Origin of the sequence: Streptomyces sp. NPDC008238, from assembly GCF_042956445.1 — a bacterium.
Classification (GTDB): Bacteria; Actinomycetota; Actinomycetes; order Streptomycetales; family Streptomycetaceae; genus Actinacidiphila.
This window is the reverse complement of sequence record NZ_JBIBGK010000052.1, coordinates 1-17418: the sequence shown is the minus strand read 5'-3', so window position 1 is coordinate 17418 and position 17418 is coordinate 1. Positions and strand designations below refer to the sequence as shown.

General features: G+C 67.8%; 15 protein-coding genes and 4 pseudogenes. 13 read left to right on the top strand and 6 right to left on the bottom strand.

The window, feature by feature from the left end; genetic code table 11:
- Window positions 1-594 precede the first annotated feature (594 nt).
- A complete protein-coding gene (locus ACFZAU_RS40960) occupies window positions 595-1437 on the top strand; it encodes an alpha/beta fold hydrolase (protein ID WP_500556460.1) in 843 nt (280 codons plus the stop codon).
- Window positions 1438-2107: 670 nt separating this feature from the next.
- On the opposite strand, the gene ACFZAU_RS40955 is transcribed toward ACFZAU_RS40960, so the two are convergent.
- From ACFZAU_RS40955 to ACFZAU_RS40945, 3 genes are all read right to left on the bottom strand, one after another.
- On the bottom strand, window positions 2108-2479 hold the full coding sequence (locus ACFZAU_RS40955; protein ID WP_500556459.1) for a toxin Doc: 372 nt from the start codon (window positions 2477-2479) through the stop codon (window positions 2108-2110).
- A gap of 1 nt (window position 2480) precedes the next feature.
- Window positions 2481-2714 carry a type II toxin-antitoxin system HicB family antitoxin gene (locus ACFZAU_RS40950; protein WP_500556458.1) on the bottom strand — a complete coding sequence of 78 codons (234 nt, stop codon included), beginning with the start codon at window positions 2712-2714 and terminating at the stop codon, window positions 2481-2483.
- Window positions 2715-3563: 849 nt separating this feature from the next.
- Window positions 3564-4412 carry a helix-turn-helix transcriptional regulator gene (locus tag ACFZAU_RS40945; RefSeq protein ID WP_500556457.1) on the bottom strand — a complete coding sequence of 283 codons (849 nt, stop codon included), beginning with the start codon at window positions 4410-4412 and terminating at the stop codon, window positions 3564-3566.
- A gap of 136 nt (window positions 4413-4548) precedes the next feature.
- On the opposite strand from ACFZAU_RS40945, the gene ACFZAU_RS40940 reads away from it, so the two are divergent.
- From ACFZAU_RS40940 to ACFZAU_RS40925, 4 genes and pseudogenes are all read left to right on the top strand, one after another.
- Window positions 4549-5403, top strand: a complete 855-nt coding sequence (locus tag ACFZAU_RS40940) for an NAD-dependent epimerase/dehydratase family protein (RefSeq protein WP_500556456.1) — start codon at window positions 4549-4551, stop codon at window positions 5401-5403.
- A gap of 121 nt (window positions 5404-5524) precedes the next feature.
- Window positions 5525-5728, top strand: a pseudogene (locus ACFZAU_RS40935) (transposase); the annotation flags it as partial.
- Window positions 5729-6202: 474 nt separating this feature from the next.
- Window positions 6203-6439, top strand: a complete 237-nt coding sequence (locus tag ACFZAU_RS40930) for a hypothetical protein (RefSeq protein WP_500556455.1) — start codon at window positions 6203-6205, stop codon at window positions 6437-6439.
- A gap of 74 nt (window positions 6440-6513) precedes the next feature.
- A complete protein-coding gene (locus tag ACFZAU_RS40925) occupies window positions 6514-7047 on the top strand; it encodes an NUDIX hydrolase (protein WP_500556454.1) in 534 nt (177 codons plus the stop codon).
- On the opposite strand, the gene ACFZAU_RS40920 is transcribed toward ACFZAU_RS40925, so the two are convergent.
- The gene (locus tag ACFZAU_RS40920; RefSeq protein WP_500556453.1) at window positions 7025-8377 is read right to left on the bottom strand and encodes a helix-turn-helix domain-containing protein; all 1353 of its coding nucleotides are present in this window, start codon (window positions 8375-8377) and stop codon (window positions 7025-7027) included. The genes ACFZAU_RS40925 and ACFZAU_RS40920 overlap by 23 nt on opposite strands.
- A 343-nt stretch (window positions 8378-8720) precedes the next feature.
- Here ACFZAU_RS40920 and ACFZAU_RS40915 point away from each other — a divergent pair, with 343 nt between their 5' ends.
- The 5 genes and pseudogenes from ACFZAU_RS40915 to ACFZAU_RS40895 form a co-directional block, all read left to right on the top strand.
- Complete coding sequence (locus tag ACFZAU_RS40915) at window positions 8721-9194, top strand: hypothetical protein (RefSeq protein WP_500556452.1); 474 nt, start codon at window positions 8721-8723, stop codon at window positions 9192-9194.
- A gap of 1445 nt (window positions 9195-10639) precedes the next feature.
- Window positions 10640-10942, top strand: a complete 303-nt coding sequence (locus ACFZAU_RS40910; RefSeq protein WP_500556451.1) for a hypothetical protein — start codon at window positions 10640-10642, stop codon at window positions 10940-10942.
- A gap of 548 nt (window positions 10943-11490) precedes the next feature.
- Window positions 11491-11811, top strand: a complete 321-nt coding sequence (locus tag ACFZAU_RS40905) for a hypothetical protein (RefSeq protein ID WP_500556450.1) — start codon at window positions 11491-11493, stop codon at window positions 11809-11811.
- 196 nt (window positions 11812-12007) lie between these two features.
- On the top strand, window positions 12008-12859 hold the full coding sequence (locus tag ACFZAU_RS40900) for an NmrA/HSCARG family protein (protein WP_500556449.1): 852 nt from the start codon (window positions 12008-12010) through the stop codon (window positions 12857-12859).
- 69 nt (window positions 12860-12928) lie between these two features.
- A pseudogene (locus ACFZAU_RS40895) lies at window positions 12929-13270 on the top strand (transposase); the annotation flags it as partial.
- A gap of 22 nt (window positions 13271-13292) precedes the next feature.
- On the opposite strand, the pseudogene ACFZAU_RS40890 reads toward ACFZAU_RS40895, so the two are convergent.
- Window positions 13293-14558 (bottom strand): annotated as a pseudogene (locus ACFZAU_RS40890) (IS110 family RNA-guided transposase).
- A gap of 416 nt (window positions 14559-14974) precedes the next feature.
- Here ACFZAU_RS40890 and ACFZAU_RS40885 point away from each other — a divergent pair.
- The 3 genes and pseudogenes from ACFZAU_RS40885 to ACFZAU_RS40875 all read left to right on the top strand — a co-directional run.
- Window positions 14975-15439, top strand: a pseudogene (locus ACFZAU_RS40885) (IS5 family transposase); the annotation flags it as partial.
- A gap of 37 nt (window positions 15440-15476) precedes the next feature.
- Window positions 15477-15830: a hypothetical protein gene (locus ACFZAU_RS40880; protein WP_500556448.1), complete on the top strand. Its 354-nt coding sequence runs from the start codon at window positions 15477-15479 to the stop codon at window positions 15828-15830.
- Window positions 15831-15890: 60 nt separating this feature from the next.
- Window positions 15891-16724, top strand: coding sequence for a hypothetical protein (locus ACFZAU_RS40875; protein WP_500556447.1), 834 nt, complete (start codon window positions 15891-15893; stop codon window positions 16722-16724).
- Window positions 16725-16938: 214 nt separating this feature from the next.
- Here the strand turns inward: ACFZAU_RS40875 and ACFZAU_RS40870 are convergent, their stop codons facing one another.
- Window positions 16939-17310, bottom strand: a complete 372-nt coding sequence (locus ACFZAU_RS40870) for an ATP-binding protein (protein ID WP_500556467.1) — start codon at window positions 17308-17310, stop codon at window positions 16939-16941.
- Between the last annotated feature and the right edge of the window lie 108 nt (window positions 17311-17418).

Below are 17418 nucleotides of genomic sequence, written 5' to 3'. Positions count from 1 at the left end.
GCGCAACGCCTGCTGCAACGGCCCGCGCAACGGCTCCCGCAACCCCAACAACGACGCCGCAAGCAGCCTTCAGCCCGCGATGCCACCACCCCACGGCGCGCGGACCGGGCCTGGGGCCGCCGCAACCCCGCTCCCGAGCGCCGGATCAGCAGTGCACCCTCTCGCCCCGCCCAGCGGCGAGGAAGCGTTTCCTGCGAATCCGCCCCGCCCTCCACCTCTCCATCCTGTCTTCATGGCTCCAAAGGGGCGGTTCCCAGGGAAGTCAGAGCCACACGCCTCACTCACCACCGGGCCCGGCCTGCGGCAACAGACCGGTGAGTCACAGCGAAGCCGCAGGTGATCGGGCAAATTGGTGCAGGCGTTGCCGCGGGCCGGAAGTGGGGTGCACGCCGGACACCAACGGCCACCCCTGGCCGGGCTCCTTGGATTACGAGGCGCAGTGCGCCACCAGCAACGAGATCGCCACCGCGCGGCGAACTCAGCGCAGGCACCCCGGCCGCCACGGCAGTAGCGGATCGTCCACCGGGAACACCTTCACTTGGAACAAGGTTATGAAAGTCAGGTCAAAACGCCGAAGCTGCTGAGGCGATGGTCATGCCAGCGGAAAACCACCTCCTGACACCGAACGCGGACATCGCCTTCTGGGATGAGGGGGACGGCGAAGCGGTGCTGCTGGTCCACGCCTCCTTCGGCGCCGACTGGTTCGCTCCACTCACCGGGCTCCTGCCCGGCTACCGGGTCGTACGCACCCACCGCGCCGGGTACGGCCGCAGCCGCGACCTCAGCGGTCGGCTGAACGTCGCCGACCACGCACTGCACCTCGCGGACGTGCTGCAGGCCCAGGGAATCGAACAAGCCCATGTCGTCGGTCACTCCAGCGGTGCGGTCCTCGCCCTGCATCTGGCCGTCACCCGTCCCCGGCTCGTACGGTCAATGGTGCTGCTGGAATCCGCGAGGCCGTACGCCCCCGGCGAGCCGAAGAGCGACGCCGTCTGCCAGGCGGTAGCCGCCGCGGAGGCCGGCGACCTTGAACGGGCTTTCGACCTCTTCCTGGGGAGTGTCTGCGCACCCGGCTACCAGGACGTCATGATCCGCGCTCTCGGTGCCGGGGACTTCAGGGCGTCGGTACTCAGCGGCCGGTACTTCTTCGCGCACGAGAGAGCCGCGTTCGCCGCATGGGACGCCGACGCCGTCGCACTGGAAGCGCTACGACAGCCGACGCTGCTCGTGGCGGGCGGCGAAGTCGAGCGCCTCAACAACCCCTTCCAGGCACGGAACCGCGCACTGGCCCGGCGGCTCGCCCATGCCCAGCGCGTGACTCTGCCAGGTGTCAGCCACGCAATGCCACTGGAGAACCCCGCCCTCGTGGCGCAGACCGTCCTCGACTTCGTCCGACGTCATCCCGTCGACTCCGCGCACGCGTGTGACACAACTTGACCACCGATTCCGCGAATCCCATGGGCGAGGACGTGACATCAGGCTTCCATCAGCACCTGCGTACCACATCCATCACCCGAGTACCCGCACCCGAGCGATCACGGTCTGCTCCCCCAGGACTGCGGCAATCTCAGCGGCGCTGAGGCCGCGTGGCTCAGCGGTATCGGAGGATGGGGACCGCTGCGGCCCAGAGCCGAGTGAACGGCCGTTCGCGATCATTGGCCAAGCACTCCACCGGCTCTCGAAGTCGATGCAGTCGATCTCGGTCACGTCCACCTCCAGACCCGAACGCTCCGGCCGCGGCTGCGGTCGCGGAAGTGGATCTCCCCCAGGCCCTCGGCTGCCGATCGCGCGCAGCCGCTGCCCGCTCGCACCAGGCGCGCCGCCCAAGGTTGACCAGCACTCCAACTACAGCTGACGCCAGCACATTCGACGCGACCTGGCAGGCCAGCAGCTGATGCCAGCACAGGCGCAGCGGCCTGCGGCACCGGGGAGGGCTGCGTCTGTGCTCGGAGGACGGATGCCGTCCCCCCGGCCGAAGGCGCCGAAAGCGATAACGACACTGGAATCGTGGGGGCGGCACACGCGCCTCGGCACCGGGGAATCGGACCGCAGGATGTCCAGCGACCCATCGTCGCCGCCCTGCGCTCGACGCGCCGCCGTCGGCGGTTCAGAGCCGCCAGCGGCGGATCTGGTCCGCGCACGCGTAGACGTCCGCGCGTCCCGCCCGGACCTGTTGCGCCAGGTCGCTGAGAGCCCCGTACGGAGCATCGACTGCTTCGCCGGACGCCGCCATATAGGCCACCGCGATCAGCGCCCCGTACATGGCGTTGCGAGCCGGCAGCGGACGCACCGAGACGATCTCATGGAAGAGCGCTGCCGCACGCCAGGCGGCATCCACGGTGTAGTCCAGCGTCGGAGCGTTCACCCGGTGGCGGGCGACCGCTGCGACCAAGCCGGAGAAGTCATGCACCGACGGCTCCTTCGGCAGGACCTCGGCCTGGCGTTCCAGCAGCCAGCGGATGTCGACCTGCAACTCCACCTCAGGCGGCCCGTCCGCTGGCGCTGTCCGGTTCCTCTTCCGGGAACGCCTCGGCAAACTCAGCGGCATGCTTGGCCAGGAACGCAGCAGCCGTCGCAGCCCCGCCGTCAAGGCGCGGGTCACGCTCGGCGGCCTGCGTGATCAGAGCGGTCACCGTGGTGCCCTCGGCCTCCGCGCGCGCGACGAGACGGGCATGAACGGCATCATCAAGCCGGATATTGATCTGCTTCGCCATACCCCCACTGTATAGCACACCGCTATACAGTGGGGCGCACGTGGGATCGGTTGGTGCCAGGCCCGCGGATGACCCGGGGCCCGGACCGGCACGGAAGGGTAATCCGAATGGCAACCGTGCCCCGGCCATATGGCCACCCGCGACACCACCGACGCCCACGGCCGGGATTATCAGAGGGGCTGGGCGCTCGGCGTCTGCGGTGTGACCTCGCCTACCGCTGCTCGGCCCCTGTGCGCGCGTAGTTCCTCCGGGTCCTGGTGCTCGGGGTCGATTCAGGCGTCGTGTAGTCGGCGGCCGCGATGGTCAGCGGCACCGAGTTGCGTGACGCGACGGCCCGCCCCTGCCGCCCCCGGGGACCGCCTGACGGCCGACGCGGGTGCGGATACGGTCCGTGACGGTGGGTGGCCGCGTCACCGGAGTCCCCGGCCCGGCCCGAACGGGGGTTGCCACCACGTCACCGGTGTCCCGCGTGGCTCGGGCTTCGCCTGGCACGGCTGTGGCACGTTCGATCCCCTCGATGCGAAGTTCGGGCAGCTCAGTCGACTGTCAGCGCCGCTGGTTAAGGTGCTGCCGACCTGGTCTACATCCAGACTGCGAGGTTTCCATGTGCGACGAGATCGAGTGGCTGGCTGGGTGTGGTCTGTGTGATGGACATCGCGTTGATCACCGCAGGGCAGATGCGCCGCTACTGTCTGCGCCATGTTCTCGTCGGTGACGGCCGCCCGCCCGAGGCGTGCCGCAGACGCGGCCCATCCATCGCCCGGGCGGGACGCCGGCGTCCTCCTAGGCCCGAGCAAGGGCGTGCGGGATCGGTGGGCGGGGAAGTGAACCTGGAAGGCGCGCAGGCGTTCAAGAGCTCGTCGGCGTCAAATCCTGCAAGCCCACCACACGCAGCAACTGCAAGCGCTCGTACGACTCTGTGCCCGGGCGGGCCGTGTGGATGACGAGCTGCTGGTTGTGGCCGGAGTTGGCGAGGATCTCGCAGTCGAGTTCGAGGATGCCGATCGAAGGGTGCCGGAAGCGTTTCGTGGCGGCGCGACGAACGGCGACCTCGTGTTCGTCCCAGAGGTGGGCGAACTCCTCGCTGGCGGCGCATAGTTCTGCGATGAGGGAGGCCGGTTCGGGATCCGTGGGGCGGGCCGAGGACACCGCTCGTAGGCCGGCGACCTGCTCGCGGGCGCGCTCGGGGCGGTCCTCGGGTGGGAACAGCTCCTGGGCCGCCGGGTCCAGGAAGAAGCGGCGGATCATGTTGCGTTCTCGGGGCGGGCGGGCGAAGAGGTCTCCGCTCAGCGCCCGTGACAGCGCGTTTTGTGCCAGTACCTCGCCGTAGTCGGTCACCACCATCGCCGGGGTGTCGTGCAGCCGGTCCAGCACCAGGAGCAGGCCCGGGCGCACGTGCGTGCTGGTCGCCTCCTGGCGCGGCGGCTGTTCACCGGTGAGGTGGAAGAGGTGGTCGCGTTCGTCCTCCGTCAGGCGCAGGGCGCGGGCCAGCGAGGTGAGCATCTGGCGGGAGGGGGTCGGGCCCCGGGACTGTTCCATCCGCGTGTAGTAGTCCACGGACATGCCGGCCAGTTGGGCCACCTCCTCTCGGCGCAGCCCCGGCGTACGGCGGCGGGCGCCTGCCGTGAGACCCACGTCGGAGGGGTCCAGGCGGGCGCGGGCGCGGCGCAGGAAGTCAGCGAGTTCGGCTCGGTTCACCTCTCCAGGGTGCGGGACGCCGGCCGGTCTATCCAGGGACTCCCGATCCCCTGATCGAGAGGTCTCTGCCGGTCGTTTCCGCATCCGCCGAGGCTGGTCATCAACGACAGGCGACACCGTGCGTGAGGAGCACATCATGCTGACCTTGGTGACCGGTACGACGGGACAAGTTGGACGCCGCTTCGTACCAAGACTGCTGGCCCAGCGACAGCCGGGCGAGCAAGTGCGAGTCCTGGTGCGGGACGCAGCACGTGGCGAGCGCTTCGCAGAGCTGGGCGCCCATCTCGCCATAGGAGACATGCGCGATGAGGAGACACTCGGCAAGGCCCTCGCCGGCGTAGACGCCGTCGTGAACGTCGCCGCCTCCTTCCGCGGCGTGCCGGATGAGGAGGCGTGGGCGGTAAACCGGGACGCCGCGGTGGCCCTGGGCCGCGCCGCGCAGGCCTCCGGCGTGGAGCGGTTCGTGCAGGTCAGTACGAACAATGTGTACGGCGTCGGACGGGGCCGCCCACTGACCGAGGACGACGAGAGCCGACCGGGTGGCGAGTTGTGGGGCGCCTACCCCGAGTCCAAGGCGGAGGCCGAGCGCGAACTCCTCGCACTCAAGAACCTGGACGTACGCATCGGTCGGCTCCCCTTCGTCTACGGCGAGGGCGATCCGCACCTCGCCAACGCCTTGCACTGGGCGTCCGGTTGGGCGCCGCACCAGCGCCTTCAGATGGCCCACCACGCGGACGTCGCCCAGGGCCTGATGCGTCTGCTGTACGCACCGGGTATCGCCGGCCGGATCTACAACATCGCCGATGACGCCCCCGTCACGACAATCGAGTTGTACCAGCTCAACGGCATCGAAGCACCCGCCAAACACAGGAAGCTCGCCGACCCCGACCCCTGGTTCGGAATCGTGTCCAACCAGCGGATCCGCCGAGAACTCGGCTTCCGCCCGATCTACCCCAGCGCCTGGACAGCCCGGGACGCCGGAGCCCTATAACCGTCACATCCTCCCCGAGTCCTGCAAACAGGCCGCGTACTTCAGCCGCGCGAGGTTCGCGGTGAGGGATGCGAACCTGAAGAAACCGTCGCAACCCTTCCCGCGCCCGCTCACGGCTACGCGTCAGCGGGGCATCAAACCGATGACCGCGCGCCGCGGCGTCGCCTACGGTTCCGGACTGGGCAAGGTGCGCGGGGTCGTCGAGCGCCTTCGACTGGCTGCACCAGTTCAAACGACTCCGCACCCGCTACGAGCAACGCACCGATCTTCATCACGACCTCTCGAACTGGCCTGCAGCCTCATATGCCTGCGCCGCCTGCGAACCTCATCCGGAAGCGATCAGTTGACTGCGCTGAACCACCTCGGCCGCACCCCAGTCAGAAGCGGTTGCAGCAACCGCACCGCGGCCCGCAGGTCCTGGCGTCGGCAGTGGCCCCAGCTCTTCGCCTACGGCGAACCTCGAACTCAGCATCTGCCGCAGCCTCAAGATCGTCCTCATCTACATCTAGGCATGGCGGGACGTCATCGAACTGCCCTCCCCCACCCCCGGTGAGACCCTGACCTTCCCTGCCGCCATTACCCACCAGCAGGTCACGCAAGCAGTCGACCAAGCATGGCCGGGGCCTCGTTGTAGTCCTTCCCGCGCAGGCGGGGGTGGTCCGTCCTGCCGGAGGGGATTGCGAGGGTTCCGTCGGTCCTTCCCGCGCAGGCGGGGGTGGTCCGGGCGCTGAGACCGCGTCCAGCCCGACGCGGCTGTCCTTCCCGCGCAGGCGGGGGTGGTCCGCGGTAGTCCCGGCGGATGATGCGCGCGGGGCTGTCCTTCCCGCAGCTCGCTCACGAACGTACCGAGACCCAGGTGCATGACGGCCAGGCCGCGCAACTCTGTCAGCACGCGTATGGCCGTCACCTCGCCGATGCCCCACTCGGCAGCGATCTGCAGCACGCCGGGCAGTTTGTCGCCGCGAACGAGCGTGGGTTGCACTCCCACTTCCCCATCGGTGACTCGGCTATCGCCGAGCCGCTTTCGTCATTGTGACGCAAATAAATGGAGCACTGCATGACCTCCGGCTACCTCTGCGATGCTTGAGATCCATCGAGAGGGGCCGCGGGATGCAGTGGAAGATCCACGGAGAACGTCCGATTTACGAAAATACATGGGTGAACCTGTGGTTGGCCGATGTGGAGCAGCCGGACGGGCGTCGCTGGGAGCACCATGTCGTCAAGCTGCGGCACTTGGCGGTGGCGGCAGTGGTCAACGGTCGGCGTGAGGTGTTGATGATGTGGCGCCATCGCTTCATCACAGATGCGTGGGCGTGGGAGTTGCCGATGGGGTTGGTGGAGGAGGGTGAGACGCCGGCGGAGGCTGCTGCTAGGGAGGTCCTGGAGGAGACGGGCTGGGTTCCGGGGGTTTTGAAGCCGTTGATCTACGCGGAGCCGGCGAATGGCATCACCGACTCGCAGCATCACGTCTTCCGGGCTGACGGGGCCAGGTATGCCGGTCCGCCGACGGAGAAGAACGAGTCGGATCGGATCGAGTGGATTCCGCTTGCCGATGTGCGCGGCATGATCGATCGTCGGGAGATCGTGAGTAGTGGGTCCTTGGTGGGGCTGCTGTATGTGCTCATGGATGACGCGCTTCGTTGATCGCGGTGGGGAGCGTTTCGCGCAGCCGGGCTTCGAAGACGACTGCGGGGGGTGTCTGGCGGTGTGGTGCCAACTGCTCGTAGAACTCGGTCAGGTGGCCTCGGACGCGTTCGGAGGTGATGGACGCTGCGGGTGCCAGGGCGCTGGTTGCGGTGTGGCAGGCCTGGTCGATCTTGCCTCGCTGGAGTTGGGTTTTGGCGAGCCAGAAGGTGTGGAACGCTCGCCCGCGGTGATTGGTGTGTGGTTCACGGTTGAGGGCATCGGCGATCAGTGGTTCGGCAAGGGCTGTTTCGCCGAGGCGTCCGTAGGCGATGCCGGTGTCCGCGATGAGTTTGGGTTCGTCGAAGTAGGCCACCCATGCTGGGTCAAGGTCGCCGGGGTGGATCCGGCCGAAGTGGGCGTGTGCCTGTGAGATGGCCGCATGGGTGGCGGTCCGGTTTCCTAGCGTGGCCTGCGCGAAGGCTTCACGCATCGCGAGCATCGACAGGACTCTCGGGGTCGTGGCTTGACCGGCTCGTGCCTGATCCTGAGCTGCGGTGACTAGCGCCAGGGCGTCGCCGGGCTTGTCCTGGTAGGTCGCTTGAAGGCTCATGCATGCCAGGACGTTGGCCATGAACGGATGGTCTTCGATGGGCTTGACCAGTCGTAGGGCCTCGGTGAAGTAGGTGCGGGCCTGGTGGTACTGCCGGGCATCGAAGTGGGTCCAGCCGGTAAGCCGTGCTAACTCTGCGGCGACGGCGTACAAGTCGTTCTGCAGGGCCGTTGGCCGGCCTTCCTTCAGCAGCCCGATGACGTAGCGGAGCTGGCCGACAACGGCTGGCCGTAGCGCCTCTCCTCCGTGCTCGTCGTCCCGTCGCCAGTAGTCCTCGATCGAGGAGCGAAGAGCCTGGAGGGTTGACGCGCTGGGGCTGGCGCCAGCAGCAAGTGCGAGGATTCCGTCGACTTCGGCCCCTGGTAGCGCAGAAGCCGGCTGTCGCGCTGAGTCCGGGTCCGGCGCCGTCGAGGCCGCGTCCTGTCCGGTCGGCTGAAGGTGGGCGGGGGTCTCCCCCGCCCGGCGGGCAAGACCAAGCATGTGGCCTGGAATGTGGAGCCCGTCGGCGACTCGCTCAATAACATCGATATGAACGAGCTTGCGACGTCCGGACATCACCTCGCCCACGCGGCTCGGTGTCAAGTCGCATCGCCTGGCGACCATGGACGGGTAGATGCCCGCCTTGATCTTCACCAACCGAAAGATCGTCGCGAAGTCCCGGGTCCTGCAGGCCGTGATCATCGCAGGATCTGACAGCAGACCGGCGGGGAGTTCCTTCGCAGGTGGGGACTCGGACATCGGCAACTCCGACAGGCAGATACGAAACGCTCCGGGACCGCAACCGATAGTGATGTTACCCAAGTTGGATAACCCATCGGGCCTTACCGCGCGGGCAGCTGCATCGAGAGGCTGCAGCCATGGCAAATCGACAGAGCGCGGTCTCTGAGGCGGCCACGCCACGAACAGCCGCCTGCGGCGAACAGAGCGCGCGGTGACCGCCGCGCACGGCACAGAGAACCGCGTGCTCCTGAGCGAGGTGTCCCTCGGCTCCGAGCGACACCTCGCTCAGGGGCAGTACAGCAGGGAAAGGGCCCGCCATGATGCGGCCGGACCGCTTGCTGCCGCGGGCTGTGAGACTGACATGAGCGACCTTGCCGCCGCTATCCGAAAGCTGGTGCACAACGCCTACAGCGGTTGCGCGGAGGCCTTGTGCGGGGCGGACTGGGACATCGTGCTCACCTCGTACGGCGACGCTGGTGACCGCGTGGTGCGGTGGATGGACCGCTTCCAGGTCGGCGGGTGCGGCCCGGTCATCGCGAACCACGAGCGTGACGCACTGATGTGGCTCGTACCGCCCGGCACCGTCCACACATGGGAACACCCGCACGGGTTGTGTTTCGGCGGCCCGTTCAAGGTCCTCCTGCCGCGGGCCGGCGCCCGCACCGCACCCGGCCCACATTGGCGCACGCCGCCCAGACTGAGCCACCTGGTGGACGCGGACTGTCTGCACCACGCCCTAAACCGGTTCCGCCCGGACCTCCCACGACCGGTACTACGCCTTGCCGGCACACCCGCGCTACCCGGCACACCACCCTTACCCCTGCTGCCTTCATGAACCCCCGCGGTAGCGCGCACCTACCAGAGCTAACCAGCGCCGAACACGCACTGCTCGACGCCCGCCCCTGGACGACCGGAGCGTGCCTGCTGTGCGGGGCCACGCAGCTGCCGGTGACCCCCTTTGTCACCGTCTACGCCGCCGACACCGCTACAGCCAGGGCCAAATGCCAGCCCTGCGTGGTCACCGGCCTGGTGGCGCAGCGTGCCACAGCGGCCGCGCTCGAGCGCCCGTACGTCCCCACGCTGCCCCCGATACCCGAAGGAAGTCTCATGTCCCCGGAACCCGCCGCAACCTCCGTGCTGTCCCCCGCTGTACGCCCGGCCGCCCGGCCGTTACCCCACCGGATCGGCGTGCTCAGCCTGGGGATTCCTCGGCAACACCGCCGACCTCCCCTTCAGACGGCTGCCCGGCGTTCGGGCTGCCGGCGCGGACCATGGGCATGAGGCCGTCGATGAGGTGTCGGCAGGTGGCGAGCTGCTCGCCGACGTACGTCCCGAACGCCTCGGAGGCTTCGCGGTGCAGGCGGGCCCGGCCACGCTTCCACGCCTCGTAGGTGTTCTTGACGTCGGCGTCGATGCGCTCGGCGATCTCCCGGAAGGCCGAGCCGGTCGCGGGTGCGGAGCAGCATGACCTCGTATTCGCACTGCCGGGCGACGTCGCGGTTGGTGTCTGTGGGTCCGGGCATGGCTTTACTCCTCCCTGGTCGGGAGGGTACGGAAAGCGGGCGGGGCCTGATCTTGGCTGCTGCAATGCGCGGTGTAGCAGGACCGATCGCATTGACAGTTGGCTTCTGATGCCATGCAAGTTCCGCCCTTGAGGGTGCACATGACGGGACGTCGCCTCGTATGGGCGGCTCGCTGCCGGGGGCGAGCCGGTCGGGTACCGGGGTGCGAAGCGCCGTCCGCGGGGGGCGTTCTGCAAAGTGCTGGGGGCTGCGGACTGCCGAACACCGCCCCGTGTGCGCTTGTCCCTCGTGGACGGCCACCGCGATTGTTTGCTGCGGGTTAGGGCCAGGCGTAATCTGAGATTGGCCGCAACATTGCGGAACGCGACACTTACGTTGCCACGTGAACCATCAGGTGTACTCATCAACTTCCTGACGTGTCGGCCGCATCTGACGTTGATGGCATTTCAACTAATGCTGTATCGGATGCGGTGAAGAGAAATGCTGGCGCCACCCGACATTCGGCGCCTTCGGCAATTCGGGGAGCCTTCTAGCTACGCATCCAGTGGAAGAAGGCTGCCCATTGGAGGTCACCATGCGAACTCGCAAAGCAATCGTATCCGCAGCGACAGCACTGGCACTGGCGGGAAGCGTGCCTATGGCTTCAGCCGCCACAACGGGATCCATCGAAGGCGCTCCCCGCCTCGCCCCGACACTGGGGATCAACGGCGCCACGCTTTATGGGGTTCGAGAGCATAGTAACGGCGACCTGTGGGACATGAAGATCGACTACAACGTGAACTTCACCACGTCCGACAGGATAAACCAATACCCATTTGAAACGTGGTGTGACATTTGGGAACAGGACAGTGATGACGACGACCTCATCACGCGAGGCGCGCACGGCAACATCTCCGCTGCAAATCAGAGCCGCACGGCGTCGTTTAGGAACATCGCGAGTAGCAAGATAGACACCGAAATAGGGGCCGAGGAGGTCTACGGTAGGTGCTTCGTGAGGAATAAGGAGACCGGCGCCCAGCCTTCCAGCTATACTACGCGCATTCAGATCTCACCAGGCTGACGGCGCGTAGCAGAACTGCGGCGGTGGTGTTGCGCAATGGATCCCCTTGTGGATTGAGTCGGGGGCATCATGCGCCGTTGTGGGAGGGAGGCCCCGCCGCACGGGGGACGCGGCGGGGCCTCGACTTCCAGTATGACACTCAGTGCCCGCAACCGGGCTTCGTCCCCACCCGCACGTGGCGCAGTAGTCGAGGAGGGTCGCAAGGAGGCGTGCGATCATCGCCGCTCACCTCCCGCCAGCATCTCCAGCGCCGAGGCGAGGTGGTCGTCGAACCCATCGTCAACGGGCGCGGCCAGGGCGGTCGGTTGCTCCCCAGTAGGTAGGTGCACAGTCCACGCGACCCCTTCCGAGACGGGCCGCTTCTCCGGGATAGTGGGGTAGTGGCCTGCGGAACTACCCCAGCCCAGCGGCCGGCCACCACGCACCACACCGCGGCAGCTGGCCAGAGCAGCACGGCGGCGGCGAAGCACATCGCGCCGACCAGCCACGCCAGGGCGATTGTGCCGAAACCGCGCGCAGCGGCGGACCGGACGCCGCACGAACCGCTCGTGCGAGGCGGTATGTACGGCAGCTGGATCCTGCACGGCCCGGCCGGCTGCGTCGTCCAGCGGTACGGCCTAGCCGGTCCGGAGCTCACGATTCACGCCGACCGCCCGATCCCGGGTACTGGGCTCGGCGTCCTGCCGAAGGAGCCGGGAGTCACGTTCCGCGTGCGGGACATCAGCCGCCCCGGCCTCGTCGGGCGCGTGGACGGCGTGACCGCGGCGGTCGTGGGGATCGACCTCACCGAGGAGGGCCGCATCGGCCGGATCTGGCTCATGATGCATTCCGACAAGCTGCACGCGTGGCACAACAGGGACGGCTCCTAGTTCCACATTCCCTGGTTGATGGGTCATGCGGACGGAGGAAGTCGGTGACCCCGGACAACGGCCGCGAGAGAGGCCGATGCCGGGCGCCCGTCATCCGCGCCCATTGTGCCCGTGTTGCCATGCATATGGACGCGCCACGGCCGGATACTGCGCATTGGTGTTCGTTGCCCCGTAGCCATGAAGAAGGAGTCTCCCGATGGTTGATGAGCCGATCCTGGTGCTTGCCGCAACCGGCGGACAGGGCGGAGCGGTGACCGACGCGTTGCTGGACCGCGGGGCGAGGGTGCGGGCGATGGTGCGGGACCCCGGGCGGGAGGCCGCGCGGCGGCTGGCCGATCGGGGCGTCACCGTGGTGGTGGGCTCTCTGAATGACGGCGTTTCGCTCGCCGCGGCGATGGGCGGGGTGGCGGGGGTCTTCGCGTTCACCACGCCCTTCGAGGCCGGCGTGGACGCCGAGGTGGCCCAGGGGCGGGCCATCCTGACCGCCGCCGCAGAGACGCGCGTACCGCATCTGGTGTTCAGCTCGGTGGCCGGGGCCGACCAGGGGAGCGGCGTGCCTCACTTCGACAGCAAGGCACGCATCGAAGCCCAGCTGGCCTCCGGCGACGTGCCCCACATGATCCTGGGGCCGACGTACTTCTACGACAACGCCCTCGGCGGCGCGGAGCGCATCCGCGGTGGGGCGCTCGACCTTCCGCTGCCCGCCGACAGGCCGCTGCAGCAGCTCGCCCGCGCCGACCACGGCGCGTTCGCGGCCGAGGTGCTGCTCAACCCCGCGCCCTACCTGGGGCGGCGTATCGAGCTGGCCAGCGACGCACCCACGCCCGCGCAGATGGCGGACGCGCTGAGCGCGGCCCTGGGCCGGGACGTCCGGCACGAGCGCGTACCCCTGGAGGCCATCGGGAACCCGGACATGCACGCGATGTGGACCTTCCTCAACGGCCCCGGCTACCGCGTCGACGTCCCCGCGCTGCACGCGGCGCATCCGGAGATCGCCTGGACCGGCTTCGCCGACTGGGCGCGGGCCGCCTTCGCCCCTACCCACTAACTGATCGTTTCAGAATGAGATCGGCGTGTCGGCTGGCAGTCAGTGATCTTCGTCGGCAGGGTCTGCGGGGTGTCCGATGATCTTGTCCCCGATGACCTGTGGGAGCGCACAGCGCCGCTGCTGCCGCCGCAGCCCGAGCGAAGGCACCGGCACCCAGGCCGACTTCGGGTGCCTGACCGTGTTGCGCTGGCGGGCATCAACTACGTGCTGCGCAAGGGGGTGGCCTGGCGGGACGTTCCTGCTGGTGTGGTGGGCTGCTCGGGCGTGACCGCATGGCGCCGTCTGCGGGACTGGACCGAAGCCGGTGTCTGGCCCCGGCTGCACGCGGAGCTCCTTGCCGAACTGCGCAAGACCGGCTTGCTCGAGATGGACGACTGCGCAATCGACGGCTCCCACGTCAGGGCCCTCAAAGACATCTCAGGGGGCTATGAAGTCAAGCCGCCTGCTCGGTCGGGGGTGACAGGAGCGGTGCGAAGGCGTGCTGTTCGTCAAATTGCTGTCGGGTCTTGAGGCAGTGATGGAGCTGGCCAAGGAAGCGGTTCAGCAAGTGCCTTTGTGCGGCGGCATGCCAATCACCATGCTCGCGTCGGCGCCGGTAGTTCGCGTTCGCTCCTGGTGAGGCGGTGAGGGCGGCGAAGGCCCAAAGGAAGCCAGCGTTGATGAGGCGATTGTTCTTGACGAACCGGCGGCCGACGAAACGCTTCTTGCCGGAGGCCCGGGGATGGGTGCGGATCCGGCGTACGACTTCAGCGCCCTCGCGTCGGGGAACCGTGCCCGGTCGTCGCCCAGCTCGGCGAGCACGCGGGCCCCGAGCATGGGCCCCAGGCCGGGGAAGCTGAGCAGGATCTCGCTGTCGGCGTGCTGGTGAAAAGCGGCTGTGGCCGCCTCCGCGAGATCGTCCGCGGCCTGGCAGGTGGCGTCCAGCTGCTTGAGCAGGGCCAGGAGCTGGTGACCGAAGGCGTCCTCGACACCGGGCAGCTGGTGGGCGTACTCGGCGCGGAAGATGTCCCGCAGCCGCTCGGCTTCCGTGTCGCAGCCGCGGAGGCGGCCACTGCGTTTGAGGGCAGCCCGCAGCTGGGCGAGGGTGAGCTTCGCGGCCTTGGCCGGAGTCGGCACCAGGGTGAGGATGACGCGGGCGTCAGCCCTGGTCAGACCGCCCTGCTTGCTTTGGAAGGCCAGCAGAGCAGCGGGATAGTACTCGCGCAGGAGCGAGCGGACCTGGTTGGCGACCTGCTGGCGAGTCCAGACGGCGTCCTGCTGAGCTCGGGCCAGGACCGTGATGGCCTGGGCGAGTTCGGAGTCGGCTGGCAGGGGTCGGTGGGCGTGCATGTCGGTGCGCAGGATGTTCGCCAGGACCAGGGCGTCGCCCGGGTCGGACTTTTTGCGGCTGACGCCGTGGCGGTCGCGGTAGCGAGCGGCGGCGAGCGGCGGCGAGCGGGTTGATCGCGAAGACACGGCGGCTGCCGGTGCGCAGGGTCGCGACCAGGAGGCCGTGGCTGGTCTCGATGGCCACCGGTATCGGGTCTTCGGGGCTGTCGCCGTGTTCGGCGAGGAGGGCCAAGAGCTTGTGGTAGCCAGACGCGTCGTCGGTGATACGGGCTTTGGCGAGCAGAGTGCCGGCTTCGTCGAGGAGGGCGACGTCGTGGTGGCGCTCTGCCCAGTCGATGCCGCAGAACACGGTCAAGCGGTCCTCCAAGATCTGTCCGTTTATGCAGGTCACGAGCACATGCGGGTCACGCGGCGCCCTAATCCAAGGACTCGTTGTTCCGCCATCTCAGTAGCCGTTCGCGACACCAGTGCACTCCAGGGGCTCGATCTTCTGCAGAGCTCGTGGGCTCGCGGATGAACAAGAGGTCGACCCTGGAGCGGGCTCGCGCCGTGACGATCAACGTCCGAGCGGTCCATGCGAGTTTCGCGGTGACCACGGAGACGCCGGGCTCGCCACTCTTGGCGCAAGCCTCAAGCCCGGCGCCCGCGCCATCACCGCGGACAGCGATGCCGCTCTTTGAGGAGGCCTTGACGGCCAGGGGGGATCCAGGCATTCGCTGTCCTGCGCGAGCAGCTGCCCCGGGTCGTTGCATGGTCCTGGGCCGTCTGCTTACGCACTGGATTAGGGGGGATCACGTCGGGCCTTCACCGGTCGACCGAGCCCGTCCCGGCTCCAAACACCACCTGATCGTCGACGGCCGCGGCACCCCGCTGGCCGTGTCCGTGACCGGCGGGAACCGGCATGACGTGACACAACTGATCCCGCTGCTGGACGCGATCCCCCGAATACGGGGACTTCAAGGGCGCCCACGCAGCAAGCCCAAGCGGTTATTTGCCGACCGCGGCTACGACTACGACAAGTACCGCCGCCTGCTATAGAAGCGCGGCATCAAGCCCCTCATCGCCCGACGCGGCGTCGCCCACGGCTCCGGCCTGGGCAAGACCCGCTGGGTCGTCGAGCGCACCTTCGCCTGGCTCCACCAGTTCAAACGACTCCGGACCCGCTACGAACGCCGCGCCGACCTCCACCAGGGCCTCCTGGAACTCGCCTGCAGCATCACCTGCCTCCGACGACTCCGCACGTCATTCTGAAACGATCAGTAAGACCGCGGGTGCCAAGGCTTTGCTGATGGTGTGGCCTCAGGGGGCGGTGGCGTGGACGAGATGGCAGCCCGACGGCGACCGCATGGCACTACCCGCCATGCGGACCTCTTGGACCCGCGGGAACGCCCTGCTGCAGCGTACGAAGAAGGGCAGCACAACGCTGAGCTTCTCCGGCACTGTGCGGAGCCCGTACTTGTACGACGTGGTTCAGGCCTCCACGGGATCGGTTCCTCAGCACCTGGTCTACACCGTCTCCGAAGCCAACACTGCGACGGTCCGCTCTACCTACACGCGCACCGGTGCGTCTTCGTGGGCCAGCGAGCAGCGCTTCGGATGGCGGCCGTACCAGGACATCGCCTGGAACCAGCACAGCCGCTAGGTACCCGTCGGCCAGGCCCGTACCGAATACGTTTCCGCCGGCAGCACGCTCTGGTACCACATGGTCCACCACAACGTCGTCGACAGCCCGGACACGGCTTTGCAGGCAGGCATGCGCGATATCACGCATAGCTACCGGCCTGGTCAGCACGTTGCCGAGCGGTGGTTCGCCGCTCCCGCACGCCCCTCCATCCCGCAAGGCGCGCCGTGGGCGTCCGTCCGCAACGGCGACACCCTGTCGCTGTACGTTCCCGAGTTCGCCGACGCTGCTGCGGGGCATTGGGCCTTTGCGGAACGGAGCGGCTTTGGAGGCTTGAGCACCGGTGCTCGGTCGGATGCCGTCGACGATACGGCCCGAGCAGTGCTGTACCGCGACGGCAAGCAGATCACAGCATCCGACACCGGCGCGTGGGGCACGGTCGAAGTGCCCTCCGGCAAGGCTGAGTACCGTTTGGACCTCACCACCGCCCGCGTTTCGGACGACTGGCATTTCGGTACGTCGACGAACACTTCGTGGATGTTCCGCTCGGACACCACCACCAGCCCCGAGACGCTGCCGCTGCTCCAAGTGGACTACAGCGTGCCCGTCGACGCGCAGAACGCGGTCGGCAGCGGGCGCCGGCACACCATCGGCCTGAAGGTCCGCATGCAGGACGGCATGGCCACACCCCGAGGAGTCACGCTGAAGGTCGAAACCTCATACGATGACGGAAAGAGCTGGGCGACGGCCCACACAGCTCAGCGCGGCAACAACCGGTTCACCGCCACCATCGAACGGCCGTCACGCCTGCGCGGCGACGCGTACGCAACCCTGCGGATCACCGCATCGGACGCCGCCGGTAACACCGTACGGCAGACCGTGAACCGCGCCTACCTGCACAGTGGTACGAGGTGATCTCACAACCCTCAGCTCGTTGAGGACGTGCGGTGGGTGTCAAGCGCGTGAAGCGCTGGTACCCACCGCACCACGTTGGACTGCGCCACCATCGCTAGATCTGCCACCTGAAGCACAGCTTACGGCGCAAGACTTGAAACCCGGTGGCATGCGCGTCGCGAGGCAGGTCGCGTCCCGCGCTGAGGTGCCCAGCATGGGCTGACGCTCTGAGTGCTCACACTCCAGGGTGAGGCGCGGGCGCTGATCCTCCATCAGGTCCGGAGCGGTTCGCGAAGGAAGCGTCGGAGGCGCCCGAGGTCAGGTCCATTTCGGCCCATACGACCTTTCCACCCGGGATGAGGCGGGAGCCCCACCTACTGGCGAGCTGAGCGACCAGAAAGAGTCCGCGGCCGTTCTCATCGCTGGTGCTTGCGCGACGTAGGCGCGGTGGGCATGCCTCGGTATCGAGCACTTCGCAGGTCAGGCATTGGTGCTGGATCAGGCGAAGGCAGATGGGGCCGGTGCTGTGGCGGACGGCGTTGGTGACCAGTTCGCTGACGATCAGCTTGACGGTGTCCTCGAGTCCTGCCTCGCCCCATGCGGTCAGCTGACCGACGGTAAGAAGCCGTTTCTCTATCGATCATGGTGAGCATCGGTTCGAGTGTGGCGACTCGGTCGGGTGATCTCCGGGATGTCCGGGCATGAGGGTAGGGCC